We start from the raw sequence: 13,210 nt of genomic DNA on the forward strand, positions 1-13,210 counted from the left end.
CGCGCTCATCCTGCAAGAATCAGGCTGACGTTGCTGCCGCCGAATGCAAACGAGTTGCTCATCGCGTATCGGGTGGCTCCCTGCGTGGCCGCCTCGCGCGGCAAGAAACGTTCGGTTTCCACGAGGTCGAGCGCGGGCAGGGCCGGGTCGGCCTCGCCGTCCCACAGATGGCGCGGCAGCGCAACGTCCTGACGCGCGAGCGTGAGCCACACGAAGCCAAGCTCCGTCGCGCCCGCGGCGCCCAGTTGATGACCGGTCAGCGGCTTTGTGCCGCTCGTCGCGACACCTTCGGGAAAGACGCGCGACATCAGGCTCGCTTCCATCTCGTCGTTCTTGCGCGTCGCCGTGGCGTGCAGATTCACATAGCCGATAGACGACGGCGCAATGCCCGCATCGGCCAGCGCCTCGCGCAACGCGAGTTCGCCGCCCACGCCTTGCGGATCGGGCGACGAAATGTGATGCGCGTCGCTCGATTCGCCGACGCCCGCAAGACGCACCGCCGCTTCGTCGCGGCTCATCAGGAACACGGCTGCGCCTTCGCCGACATTGATGCCGCAGCGATTGCGGCTCATCGGATTGCTGCGCGCGCTGCTCGTCGATTCGAGCGACGCAAAGCCTTGCACCGTGAGCTCGCATAACGAATCGACGCCGCCCACCACGACCGCGTCGCATAGTTGCAACTGCAACAAGCGCCGCGCCGATGCGAACGCCTTCGCGCTCGACGTGCAGGCGGTCGAGATCGTATACGCCGGCCCTTTCACCCCGAGCGCCGCGGCCGCGAACGGCGCGGCCGTGCCGATCTCCATCTGCCGGTAATTGAAGCTCGACGGCAGCGCGCCCGCTTGTGCCTGATAGACGAACGCGGCTTCGGCCGCTTCGATGCCCGACGTGCTCGTGCCGAGCACCACGCCGATTCGATGCGCGCCATAGCGCTCGCGCGCTGCGTCGACGGCAGGCGCGATCTGCGCAAGCGCCGCGAGCAGCAAGCGGTTGTTACGGCAGTCGTAGCGCGCAAGATCCGCGGACGGCGCGAGTTCGAGCGGCGTCACGACGCTGCCGACAAACGCGTCGCCGATACCGGTGTGCATGCTTGCCATGCCGCGCGCGTCGCAAGCCGCGAGCGCCGGCACGATGCTGTCGAGGTCGCCGCCGAGCGCGTTGATCATGCCGAGCGCGTGCAAATAAACTGATGGCGCTTTCATGCGGCCCTCCTTGTTTCCGATGGCATGCCGATCGGCGCAAGCAGCACCGATACCGCGATGCCGAGCGCGAGCGTCGCGCCGAAGCTCTTCAACGCGGGCATCGCGCTCATGCCGAGCATGCCGAACGACAGCAGCGTGGTCGCCGCCGACAACAGCACGCCGGTCCACACCGCGCCGAGATCGGCGTCCGCGCGCAGGCATCCTTCGCGCAGAAACACCGCGTAGTTTGCGCCCACGCCGAGCACGAGCATCAGCGCAAGCCAGTTGAACAGATTCAGCGGCACCCGCGCATAACCGAATGCGGCGAGCGTGACGCCGACAGCGAGCAGCACCGGCAACGTCACCGCGACGCCGCCGCGCACGCGCTCAAGCAGAGAGACTGCGCCGCCTGCATTCGGTGACACAGCGCGCCGCGCAGCGTAACGCACGATCAGCAGAACCAGAACGAGCGTCAGCGCGCCGCCGAGCCACCAGCCGCTATCCACGCGATACGCGCCGAACAGCTTCGACACGCTCGCGGCTTTGTCGACGAACGCGACACCCGGCAGCGCCTGCGCGATGGCGATCAACGCGGGCTCGTTGCGCGGCGTCACGCCTTGCGGAATCACGACGGCCGCATACGCATGGCTCGCCGCGTCGACCTGACCGAGCCACAAATGCCGATACGGTTGCGACCACGGCGCGGCGAGCCATGAGTCGATACTCAACAGCGCTTGCGGCTTCGCTTGAGCGGCGATCCACGCATCGGCGACTTCGTCTTTGAAGCCTGCTTGCAGCAGCGTCGCGCGCAATGCGGCCGGGTCGTTGAACAGATGTTGCGCGAGCAACGCACGGTCTTCATTCTGCCGACGCGCGGACGGCACGAATTGCGCAACCGACTGATAACCGCCCGTCTTGTCCGCCGTGCCGTTCAACGCGTCGAGTTTCGCGCCGAGCGCTTCGGCCCGCTGCAACACGACGTCCGCCGTCTCGCCGCGCACGACGAAAAACTGCGCGCTGTTATCCACGCCGACCGCTTCGCGCACCTTGTCTTCCTGCGCGACCAGCGACGCATCGCGCTGGATCAGCAGATGGATGTCGTCGTCGCTCGTGAGGCGCAGCCAGCCAGGAATTGCGGCAATCAGCAGCAGCGCGGCGACGAACCACGCGCGCTTGCCGCCGATCATGCGATGCCACACGCCGAGCAGGCGCGCGGCGCGTTCGAACAGACGCCGCGGGCTGCGCTTCGGCGCGTGCGGCAGCAACGCCGGCAACAGCCACATCACCGAAGCGAACGCCGTCACGATGCCCGCCATTGCAAAGCACGCGATCTGCTTGAGCGCGGGAAACGGCACCCATGTCAGGATCGCGTAGCCGAGCAGGCTTGTGGCCAGCGCGACGCTCAACGCGGGACGCACCGCGCGTGCGCCGCGCCGCGCATCCCAGTCTCGCCCCGCGCCGAGATAGACGACGAAATACTGAATCGAATAATCGACGGCTTCGCCGATCAGGCTCGCGCCGAACACGAGCGTCAGCAGATGCAGCTTGCCGAATACGAGCAACGTGACCGCAAGCGCGCAGACAATGCCGAGCGCGGTCGAGACGAAACCGAGCAGCAGCAGGCGCGGCGAGCGGAAGACCCACATCATCAGCAACGCAATGCCGACGAGCGACGCAATGCCGATCGCGTGCACTTCGCGCTCCGATGCGCTGCGCGCCGATTCGGCGTAGAACACGGCGCCGGTGCGCGCCACCGACACGTCGGGGAACGCGTGCTTCAGCGCGCTTTCGCCTTGCGCCAACGCGCCGAGCACCGCGTGCTGCGTCTTCGTTTCATAGGCCGAGCCGGGCAGCGTCGCGACGATCAGCACGCTTGTCGCATTGTCTCGATGCGAGACGAGCAGCCCGTCCTCGAGTTCGAGGTTCGACGTGGCAAGCGGCAGATTGCCGAGCCAATGTTCGAGCCAGCCGAACGGATCGTCCGATAGCGAGGTGGTGAGCCCGCCGCGCAGCGGACTGTAGATGCGCTGAGCCAGCGCATCGCGCAGCGTCGAATCCGCTGCGTTCGCGCCGGCAATTGCCGCACGATCGGCAGGCGTCAGCAAGCCGAAGCGATACGGCATATACAGCGCCGCGATTTGCGACAGATCGAACGGCGGCAATTCCGCCGTCACCGAAGCGAACGCGCCGCTTGCCCGCAGCGATGCGCCGAGCTGTTTCGCCGCCGCTTTCGCGTGCGCGTCGTCGTGGCTCGTGACGAGAAAAACGGTGCGGTCGCCGAGCGCGCTCGCGAGCATATCGACGGCTTTTTCCGCGACGGGGTCCGCTTCGGTCGCGGGCAACAGCGCGAGCAAATTGGTCTGCAGCGGCGACGGTCCCGCGAACCGCCAGCCGCAATACAGCGCCGCGACGAGCGCGAGCGCGAGCCACGCGGCGCGCACGCCCCATGTCTGTCTCGCGGACCGGTGTCGCAGCAAATCCATTACGGCGTCCCGAACAGGCTGCGTTCGGTCGGCGCGAGTTCGCTCACCGCCTCGCTTTTACTGAACTCGAGTTGCGTCGTATCGCCGTTGGCGAGCGCGATGCGCAAGCTCTGCAGATAATCGCCGCCGCTCATCTGCAAGCCTTTGATGGACTGCGCGATTTGCGGCTGGTTCGGCGTGAGCTGCATGCGCCAGTGCGCGGCGCTGCCTTCGGCCTCTACGTCGAATTGCGAATACAGCGCGGACAGATCGCCGCCGAGCATCGCGCGCATCATCTTCGAGACTTGCGCGACGCCGCGCGTGCCCTGCGCGCTGTGCGTGGTGACACGCTGACCGTTGGCGTTGACTTCGGCGACGCCTGCATCGGTAATCACATACGTGGCTTTGTACGGCGTCGCGATCTGCCAGATCACGCCGCCCTCGCGCACGAACAGCAGCGAGCCGGTGCTGACGAGCGGCTGCTTCATCGCGGCGAGCGTCTGCGTTTGCGTGAACTGCGCGCGCACGCCCTTGGCCGCGGCAAGGTGCGATGCGATCTGCGAGACGAGTGCGGGGTTGCCGTCCGCGGATGCTGCCGAAGCCGGCGATACGGCCACGCTCAACGCGCCCGAAAGCGCGAGAGCGCATAGCGCGTTGCATAGCGCTTTGCTTAGTCGCCCGTAGCAATTCATGCTGCCCATACGCGCTCCAGTTTTTCGAAGACGACGGGCGGCGACACGAATTGCAATTCCTGCGTCGCGGCATCGACAGCCACCTGAATCGTGTAGCCCTTCGTGAGCCGCGTGCCCGACGCGCAATCGACGATTTCATAGCCTATTTTCAGGCGGTTTTCGTGTTCGAGCAGTTGCGTGCGCACGTCGAGTTTCTGGCCGTAGGTTGCCGGACGCACGTACTTCAAGTGCGCTTCGACAATCGGCCACAGATAACCCGACGCCTGCATTTCGCGGTAGTCGTAATCGAACGCGCGCAACAGCGCCGCACGGCCGATCTCGAAGTACTTCAGATAATGGCCGTGCCAGCACACGTTCATCGCGTCGACGTCGTGGAACGGCACTTCGACCGCCGCGCTCGCGCTCAATACCTTGCGGGCCGCGCTCATGCTTCTGAGCCTCCGCGATAGTCGTGCAGCAACGCGCAGGCGGCGATGCGCGCGGTCAGTGCGCGCAGATCGGATTCGAGCGCGCGGTCATCGTCGACGAAAGGCGATTGTGCGCCGACGTTTTCCACGAACGTTTGCAACGGCACGGGCACCGGCGTCGCGCTGTCGATTCGCAGGCGCAAACGCGCCGCCTGCACGGTGGCAAGCGTATGCGCGGCCGCGACCTGCTCGGTCAATTCGAGCACACGCAGGCAGTCGCGCGCGGCGATCGTGCCCATGCTGACCTTGTCCTGATTGTGAGCTTCGGTCGAACGCGAAAACACGCTGGCGGGCATCGTGTTCTTCAGCGCCTCGGCCGTCCACGCGGACGACGAAATCTGCACGGCCTTGAAGCCGTGATTGATGGCCGCACGCGCGGGCGTGGCGCCGCTCAGGTTACGCGGCAAACCGTTGTTGAAGTTCACGTCGACGAGCAGTGCCAGTTGCCGGTCCATCAGGTCGGCGAGATTGGCGACCGCCACTTTTAGCGAGTCCATCGCGAACGCAATATGGCCGCCGTAAAAGTTTCCGCCATGCAAAACACGTTCGTTGTCGGGGTCGATCAGCGGGTTGTCGTTCGCGCTGTTCAATTCGTTTTCGATGTCGCGGCGCACCCAGCTCAGCGCATCGCGCGCGACGCCGATCACGTGCGGCGCGCAGCGAATCGAATAGCGGTCCTGCAAGCGGTGACCCGGCGTATCGTCGCGTCCTTCGAGATCGGCGCGAATCCAGGCGGCGGCTTCGGCCTGGCCCGCATGCGGCTTCACTTCGAAGAGCGTCGCGTCGAAATGCGCGGCGCGGCCGTCGAGCGCGACGGTGCACAGCGCGGTCAGGCGCGCGGCGAGCCGCGTCAGATGGTCGGCGCGCGCGAACGCGAGGCACGCGAGTCCGGTCATCACCGCCGTGCCGTTCATCAGCGCGAGGCCCTCTTTGGGCGCGAGCGTGAGCGGCGTGTGTCCGAGTTCGCTCCACACTTCGCGCACGTCGCGCAGGCGTCCTTCGAACATGACTTCGCGTTCGCCCGCGAGTGCGGCGGCGACATACGAAAGCGGCGTGAGATCGCCGCTCGCGCCAACCGAGCCTTCAGCCGGAATGCGCGGCAACACGCGATGATTGACGAGGTCCGCGAGACGTTCGAGCAGCACGGGGCGCACGCCCGAAAAACCATACGCGAGCGAGTTCAGACGCGCGGCGATGACGGCAAGCGTCTCGCCGTCGTCGAGATACCGGCCCATGCCGCAGCCGTGATAACGCGTGAGTTGCAGCGGCAACGCTTCGACGAGTTCCATCGGCACATCGACCACGCAGGCGTCGCCGTAACCGGTGTTGACGCCGTACACCGTCGCGCCCGCCGCGAGATGGCGGCGCAAGAAATCCGCGCCGCGTTGAATGCGCGCGCGCCACTCGGGGTCCGTATTCAATGCGACCGGCGCGCGATGCTGCGCGATCGCGACGACGTCCTCAATAGTCAGCTTGCGTGCGCCGATCACCACCGGAGCCGCGTTGCCGCCGCGATTTGAAACCGCTTGCACGCCGGCATCCGGCGCGTCGATCAGATCATGTTCGGCCATTCGCGCCTCGCTTGGGGCTGGCCCAGAAATCGAAGAAGTTGAACCATTGATAAGGTGCCTTGCGGCAATAGTGTTCGAGACGCGCGGCATAACGCTGCGCCCACGCCGCGAGATGCTGCGTGCGTTCGCGCCGCGGCAACTCGATGCGCTCCGCGAACGGCTCGAAGTAAAGACGATAACCGCCCTGCTCTTTCAGGCAGAAGAAGAGATACACGGGACAGCCGAGCGCATGCGCGAGCACGTAGGGGCCCTGCGCGAAGGGCGCATCGGCGCCGAGAAAGCGCGCCTGGGTGGTGCGGCCCGCTTCGTGCGCGGGCACGCGGTCGCCGACGATCACGAGCAGTTCGCCGGCGTCGACACGCTGCTGCATCAGCATCGCCGTTTCAGGCCCGAAGTCCGCGACTTCGAGCAGATGACGCGCGAACTCGCTGTTCGCCGACGCGAGCACGCTATTGAAGCGCCGCGCATGTTCCGTGTAGACGACGGCCGTGACTTTCGCGTAGGCGCCCTGCGCGGCGAGCGCACGCGTCATCTCCAGATTGCCGAGATGCGCGCCGATCACGAGCGCGCCCTTGCCGCTCGCGACCAATGCTTCGAAAGCCGAAGGATCTTCGAACTTGACGTCGGCATTGTTGACGCGGCCGGACCACGCGGCGAGCTTGTCGAAGCCCGATTGCGCGAACGCCAGCATGTGTCGATACGCGGACAGCCAGCCGGGTCGCGGCGTCTCGCCATGCGGCGCGGCCTCACGCAAACGCGTGAAGTAATTGGCCGAGGCCTCGCGCGCGGCACGTCCCGTCAGCAGAAAATACGCGACGATCGGATGCAGCCATAGCGCGGTGAAACGTCGGCCGAACAGTTTGCAACTAAGCGCGAGCAACGACATGCCGAGATGACTGCCGCGCTCGGCGATACGCCACCAGTCCTGCGCGTTCGCCTCGCTTTGCACGTCCGCGAGCACGGCGCGGCGCGGCATGAACTTGTGCGCGACGAGCATCGGCAGACGCAGCAGCATGCCGCACACGAGCCGCGTATGACTGCGGCTGATGCGCACGTTGTCCCACAGCACGTCGAAATGCGAGACGCCGTCGCTCGCATACGTGACGCGCGTGGGAATCGCGCGAAACGCGGCGCGCCGCCAATACAGGCGCACCAGAATCTCGATGTCGAAGTCCATCCGCGTGGGTAACTGCACGCTGTCGATCAACTCGCACGCGAGCGCAAGCGGATAGAGGCGAAAGCCGCACATCGAATCGCGGATGGTGAGCGACAGCGTTTCGATCCACACCCACACATGCGTCAGATAACGGCCGTAGAGTCGCGCTTTCGGCACGCTCTCGTCATACACCGGACGGCCCAGAATGACTGCGCCGGGTTCGGCGCGCGCGGCTTCGATGAAACGCGGCACGTCATTGGCGTCGTGCTGGCCGTCCGCGTCGATCTGCAACGCGTGCGTGTACTTCGCGTCGCGCGCGGCGCCCAGGCCCGCCATCACCGCCGCGCCTTTGCCGCCGTTGACCGGCAGACGCAGCAGCGAGACTTGCTGCACGTATTGCTGCGCAAGCTCGGCGAGCACCTGTTGAGTGGCTTCGTCGCTACCGTCGTCGACGATGAAAATCGGCAAGCCGTGCACCGCGAGATGCGCGACGGTCGCGCCGATCGCGTCCTTGTGGTTGTAGATCGGGATCACGATGCAGGGAGCGAAATTCATCACGCGCTCTCCCGATAAACGATCACGCCCGATGCGCAATCGCGCTCGTTCACGCGGTACGCAAACTGCACGCGCTGACGCGCGCTATCGTGCGCGAGCGTCAGCTTCAACACCGAGCCCGGCGACACCGGCGCCATGAACTTCAACCGGTCGACGGACGCGACGCTGTGCGCGCACGGCAGTTGTTCGGCGGCCAGACGCACCGCCCAATCGACTTGCACGACGCCCGGCAGAATCGGCAGTCCGGGAAAATGGCCGGCGAAATGAATCAGCGTGGGCGGCACGCGCAGTTCGTAGTGCAGCGTGTCGCCGGCGCGCGCTTCGGCAAGCAGCTCGAAACCTTCGGCGCGCGGCTCGAACGCCGCAGCAACCGCGGACACCGGCAGCTTGCCGCGTGCGTCGAACGGCAACGCGAGACGAAAGCGCCAATGGCGCGGCAACACGACCGCGTCGAAGTAATCGGCGAGATGGCGGCGCAGGTTTTGCGCGAGGACCACGCGGCCTTCGTCGCGCAACGCGTCGTTGCCCGCTCCCGTCAACGCGACGACCGCGCCGACGCGCTCACGCGCGCCGCCTTCGAGCGGCGCAATTGCCGCTTGCATCACATACGGATGCAGCGCGAGACGCGCTTCGAGTTCCGGCAGCGACACACGCTTGCCGTCGAGCTTCAGCACGCGATCGAGACGGCCCTGCAAACGGAAACGGCCTTGCGCGTCGAACGTGATCTTGTCGTCGGTGCGATGCCAGCCGCTATGGTCGAGATGCGGCGAGCGCACGTTGAGCGCACCGTCTTCGTCGCAACGCACTTCGATGCCGGTCGTCGCTTGCCATGCATCGGTCTCGTCCTGACGACGCCATGCAATGCCGCCCGTTTCCGTGCTGCCGTAGATTTCGAGCGGCGCGGCGCCGTAAGCCGCCGCATATTGCTGCGCGGCTTCGAGCGCGAGCGGACCGCCCGACGAAAAAACCGCGCGCGGCGCGGGCGTCAATGCGGCGAAGCCTGGCAGCGCGGGCCAGCGCGACAACTGCGCGGGCGTCGATACGATCACGGCCGCGCCGCATTGCGCGATCTGCGTTTGCAGATGCAGCGGTTCGATGCTGATCTCGCGATCGAATGCGCGGCCGGCGGCAAGCGGCCACATCACGCGAAACAGCAGACCGTAGATATGGTGATGCGGCACGCTCGCGAGCATGGTTGCGTCGCCGACGAGCGCGCCCCACTGCTTCTCGAGCGTGTGCACTTCGGCGTTGAACTGCGCGAGCGTTTTGCGGATCGGCTTCGGACGGCCGCTGCTGCCCGAGGTGTAGAGCGTGAGCGGCGCTTGGGGGTCGATGTTTTTGTCGAGCGCGGACGCGGCTGCCTCGGCTTGCGCATCGGCTTGCACATGCAACTGCAGCGTCGCGTCGGTCAGCACGACGTCGTACGCGTCGGCGAGATCGGCAAGATAGCCGGGCGTCGCGTTCGCCGGAATCACCGGCTCCTTGCCGCACGCGAAGAGCGCGAACAACGCGCACGCGAAATCGAACGGATCGTCGATACACAGTGCATAGCGTTGCGCCGCTTGCGATTGCATCAGCGCAACGAGCGCCGCGACGCGCGCGCGAAACGCGGCGCGATCGAGCAGCGCCGTGCGATCGCGGCAAACGGCAACGCGTGAAGCGGCGGCATCGAGCGGAACGGACAACAGGTCGTGCAACGCGATCATCACGCCGCCTCCGAACGCGCGGCTCGCGGCAGCACGACGAGATAGCGCCACACGACCTCGGCGATCAGCAGCACACCGATCAGCAGATAAGCAATCGCGCCGTTATACAGCGACCAGCTTGCGCGGCTCCAGTAGAGCGCGGTATACGCGGAAAAAGCACCGTTCAGTAGAAAGAACACACACCACACCTGAGTGACGCGCCGCGTGTGGCGCACTGCGCCCGGCGGCAAATCCGGTTTGCCGAGGCGCGCGAATTTTTCGATCATCGACGGACCGCGCACGAGCGTCGCGCCGAACGCGATCAGGAGCCCGAGATTGACGAGCGACGGATAGAGGCGCAACAGCAGCTCGCTGTTGGTGAGCACGATGGCCGCCGACGCGCAGCTCAGCAAGCCGACCACGGTCCAGTCGATGGCGGAAAGACGCCGCAGCGAAGTCGCGACCGGACCGCTGCCTGCCCAGCGCTGCAGCCACAGAATCGCAAACAGCATGCAGCCGACGTAACGCGGCGTGTCCCAACGCCATGCGCACAGAATCAACGCGGGATACGCGAGCTTCACCAGCACTTGCACGACCGCCTTCAGCCAATGGCGTTCAGCCGCGGACGAAGCGCTTGCGGCGGGCTGATCGGCCGCCCGTGTGCGCGAACGCACTGCCGGCATCAGCCTTGAGCCGCCAGCAGCGATTCGACCGCGCCGATCACGTCGCCGACCGTGCGCACCGATTTGAACTCTTCCGGCTTGATGCGGCGCCCGGTCATCTCCTGGAGCTTGATAGCGAGATCGACCGCGTCGATGCTGTCCAGATCGAGGTCTTCGAACAGATGCGCGTCGGGCGTCACGCGCTCGGGCTCGATTGCGAAGTTCTCTTTAAAGATGGCGCGGATGCGTTCAAGAATCTCTGCCTCGGACACGGTCATTCCCCTTTGCTGTTGGTTTCGTTCGCGGCGTGCGCCGCTTCGCGCTGACTTGCCACCAGCGCGGCCAGCGTGCTGATGGAGCGAAAGTGCTCGCGCGTGCGGTCGTCGTTTGCCGCAATGGTCAATTGATATTGTTTGCGCAGCACGATGCCGATTTCCAGTGCGTCGATCGAATCGAGACCGATACCGTCGGTATCGAACAACGGTGCGTCGTCGTCGATATCGGCGGGGCTCAGGTCTTCCAGATCGAGTGCCTCGATCAGAAGCTGCTTAATTTCCAGTTTTAAAGAATCCATAATCGAGCAGGTGCCGGGTAATGTGTGCTTCGACGGCGCTCGTCACGCTGCGCGCAGCGAGAGCCGGTGTTGTGTCGTCTGCCGCGAGCCGCTCGACGCCGAGCGGCTCCAGCACGTTCACGCGCATGCGGAACGCTCGCGCCGGCACGTCGTACCAGCGCATCTGTTTCGTGAACGCGGGCGGATCGCAATCCATCAGCACCGGCACGATCGGCGCGTCCACCTTCAGCGCCATGTGCGCGAAGCCGCGCGAAAACGCATGCAGCCGGTTGCGCGCGGGACTGCGCGTGCCTTCGGGAAAAATGATCATCGTATAGCCTGCCGCGAGCTGCCTTGCGCCTGCTTCGACGAGCTCCGCGGGATCGGCGTTGCTCACGTATTCCGCCGAACGCACGATGCCCCAGAAACACGGGTTGCTCCAATGCGCGTTTTTCACGACGCAGCATGCGTGCGGCGTGAGCGAAAGCAGCACCATCACGTCGAGGTAGGTCGGGTGGTTGGCCACCACGATCGACGGACCGCGCGCGCGCAGCGCCTCGCCGCCCGACACTTCGAGCTTCATCACGCCGATCAGCTGCAACGCGCCGACGAGCGCGCGGAAAAACCAGTGGATGATGCTCGTCACCGCGAACTGCCGCGACGCACGATGCGGCCACAGCCACGCGAGCGGAAACACCAGCACCGAAAACAGCACGCCGCAGATGCCGAACACGACGAAAGCCATGCCCGTGGCGAAGAATCGCCACGTGTAGTCAAGCCGCGCGGTCATGCCACTCCCACTGCCAAAGGACGCCGGCGCCTTGCCAGGCCGCGGGCTCGCCGGTTTCAAGACAATGCAGCAGCGCCTGGCTTTGCGTGGCGAAGCGGGTTGCTGCGGGCTCCGAATCGTGCAGGCGCGGCGACGCGGACTGTGTACAGACCAGATGGCCGAGCGCCGTTTCGTTACTCAAGAGCAGCGCGATCGCGCCGCCCTGCACTTCATCGTCGATCGTTCCGTATGCGGGGTCGGCCGGTTCGTCGGCGTAGACCAGCAGGACCGGTGACGCCAATTGCGTTGCGTGTTGCGCATACGCCTCGAGCAGCGCATAACCGAGCGTTTCCGGGCCCGCCGAAATGGCGCTCGCCGCCGAGCGGTCGCCGCGCGCGATGCCGAACACGCCCGTCATCGCATTGAGCACCGAGAGGCTAAAGGCCGTCGGCGACACCGGCTCGCCGGAACTGATGGCGCGCAGAATCTCCGTGGTGCGGCGCAGTTCGCCGTGCCGCGACGCGAAGACGACGCGCGCCTCGTCGGCCCCGACGCAATCGTGCGCCACCTTCAGCGCGGCTTTCGAGAGCGTGCTGAGACGCCGCCGCACGATCGGTTCGATAAAACCGATGTCGGGTGCGGCGGTGGTGGCAGCAGGCCAGCTAGACCAGCGAGCGACCGGAATGGTCCAGTGCGGATCGGGCATATCGGTGTTCGCGCGTTGAAGCAAGGAGAGGCTGAAGCGCCTGACGGAATACGCAGCCGTCACAGCGTATGCGCGCCGCGCGGACCGGCAATTTCCAGCCGGGGGACAATCCAGACTTCTTTTGTAGGGTTCAGCGAATTAACGGCACTTTGGCCCGATTATTTAGGCCATTGACGATTGGCCGTGTAGTTTGGCTCAGGCTTCCTTAGTCGCCGGAATCATACTGAATATTCTGAATTAAATCAGCCACAAAAGACGTATCCATCTGTATCCGTCTCGCGTTTACGACGCTAATTTGAGTGCTATGGCGATTTGCAGAAATTTCCCATCTGGGCCTGGGAATATCCCTACATCTGTAGGTTTTTGGGAATTCGACTGTCAGACGGTCGCGTTCGCAAAGAGAATCCCGCGAATGCTTTCAATTAACTTTCTGCGACGACTGTTGCAGTCGAATACATGCGATCCGATTTCACGCGAATTCTGCTCCCGGCAGAACGGCCGCGCGGCGACGCCTGCTATAATCCGTCCCTCATTGGGGAGTAGCCGCCCCGCGCCACGTTCGCCCGGCATCTAGCCGGGCTCGCAACAACGTGCGCTCGCGGGGGCGCCTGTCAACAGACTTGGCCGTCATGGCCATGGCAGCCGCAGCCTCTGGCCTGGCGAGACCGATGACCCACACCCCGCCGCAATTGGGCCCGGCGTGTCGTGGGTCGTCGCTCGTTCATTTCCCGGCCCGCGGATTCCAACCCAC

At 65.3% G+C, this 13,210-nt stretch carries 12 protein-coding genes and 1 riboswitch; all 12 genes read right to left on the reverse strand.

Annotated elements, in window-relative coordinates; all coding sequences use genetic code 11:
• Positions 1-5: 5 nt before the first annotated feature.
• Genes CUJ91_RS13690 through CUJ91_RS13745 form a run of 12 tightly spaced genes read right to left on the reverse strand, consistent with a single transcriptional unit; the run spans position 6 to position 12,459 of the window.
• A complete protein-coding gene (locus CUJ91_RS13690; RefSeq protein ID WP_114156382.1) occupies positions 6-1,202 on the reverse strand; it encodes a beta-ketoacyl-[acyl-carrier-protein] synthase family protein in 1,197 nt (398 codons plus the stop codon).
• Complete coding sequence (locus CUJ91_RS13695; protein ID WP_114156383.1) at positions 1,199-3,664, reverse strand: MMPL family transporter; 2,466 nt, start codon at positions 3,662-3,664, stop codon at positions 1,199-1,201. Before CUJ91_RS13695 ends, CUJ91_RS13690 begins: the two co-directional genes overlap by 4 nt.
• Positions 3,664-4,344 (reverse strand): LolA family protein, encoded by a 681-nt coding sequence (locus tag CUJ91_RS13700; RefSeq protein ID WP_114156384.1) that lies wholly within the window; start codon positions 4,342-4,344, stop codon positions 3,664-3,666. The genes CUJ91_RS13695 and CUJ91_RS13700 overlap by 1 nt, the downstream gene beginning before the upstream one ends.
• Positions 4,332-4,763: an acyl-CoA thioesterase gene (locus CUJ91_RS13705; RefSeq protein ID WP_114156385.1), complete on the reverse strand. Its 432-nt coding sequence runs from the start codon at positions 4,761-4,763 to the stop codon at positions 4,332-4,334. The genes CUJ91_RS13700 and CUJ91_RS13705 overlap by 13 nt, the downstream gene beginning before the upstream one ends.
• On the reverse strand, positions 4,760-6,373 hold the full coding sequence (locus tag CUJ91_RS13710; protein ID WP_114156386.1) for an HAL/PAL/TAL family ammonia-lyase: 1,614 nt from the start codon (positions 6,371-6,373) through the stop codon (positions 4,760-4,762). The genes CUJ91_RS13705 and CUJ91_RS13710 overlap by 4 nt, the downstream gene beginning before the upstream one ends.
• Complete coding sequence (locus CUJ91_RS13715; RefSeq protein WP_114156387.1) at positions 6,360-8,084, reverse strand: glycosyltransferase family 2 protein; 1,725 nt, start codon at positions 8,082-8,084, stop codon at positions 6,360-6,362. The genes CUJ91_RS13710 and CUJ91_RS13715 overlap by 14 nt, the downstream gene beginning before the upstream one ends.
• Complete coding sequence (locus CUJ91_RS13720) at positions 8,084-9,790, reverse strand: ApeI family dehydratase (RefSeq protein ID WP_114156388.1); 1,707 nt, start codon at positions 9,788-9,790, stop codon at positions 8,084-8,086. Before CUJ91_RS13720 ends, CUJ91_RS13715 begins: the two co-directional genes overlap by 1 nt.
• Complete coding sequence (locus tag CUJ91_RS13725; protein WP_053858623.1) at positions 9,790-10,452, reverse strand: COG4648 family protein; 663 nt, start codon at positions 10,450-10,452, stop codon at positions 9,790-9,792. The genes CUJ91_RS13720 and CUJ91_RS13725 overlap by 1 nt, the downstream gene beginning before the upstream one ends.
• Complete coding sequence (locus CUJ91_RS13730; protein ID WP_006050196.1) at positions 10,452-10,709, reverse strand: acyl carrier protein; 258 nt, start codon at positions 10,707-10,709, stop codon at positions 10,452-10,454. Before CUJ91_RS13730 ends, CUJ91_RS13725 begins: the two co-directional genes overlap by 1 nt.
• Entirely contained in the window at positions 10,706-11,005 is a 300-nt protein-coding gene (locus CUJ91_RS13735) for a phosphopantetheine-binding protein (RefSeq protein ID WP_006050195.1), read from the reverse strand. The genes CUJ91_RS13730 and CUJ91_RS13735 overlap by 4 nt, the downstream gene beginning before the upstream one ends.
• Positions 10,980-11,774, reverse strand: a complete 795-nt coding sequence (locus CUJ91_RS13740; protein ID WP_114156389.1) for a lysophospholipid acyltransferase family protein — start codon at positions 11,772-11,774, stop codon at positions 10,980-10,982. Before CUJ91_RS13740 ends, CUJ91_RS13735 begins: the two co-directional genes overlap by 26 nt.
• A complete protein-coding gene (locus tag CUJ91_RS13745) occupies positions 11,758-12,459 on the reverse strand; it encodes a beta-ketoacyl synthase chain length factor (RefSeq protein ID WP_006050193.1) in 702 nt (233 codons plus the stop codon). Before CUJ91_RS13745 ends, CUJ91_RS13740 begins: the two co-directional genes overlap by 17 nt.
• A 522-nt stretch (positions 12,460-12,981) precedes the next feature.
• Positions 12,982-13,200: riboswitch (yybP-ykoY riboswitch) on the forward strand.
• Positions 13,201-13,210 lie beyond the last annotated feature (10 nt).

This window comes from Paraburkholderia graminis, from assembly GCF_003330785.1.
Classification (GTDB): domain Bacteria; phylum Pseudomonadota; class Gammaproteobacteria; order Burkholderiales; family Burkholderiaceae; genus Paraburkholderia; species Paraburkholderia graminis.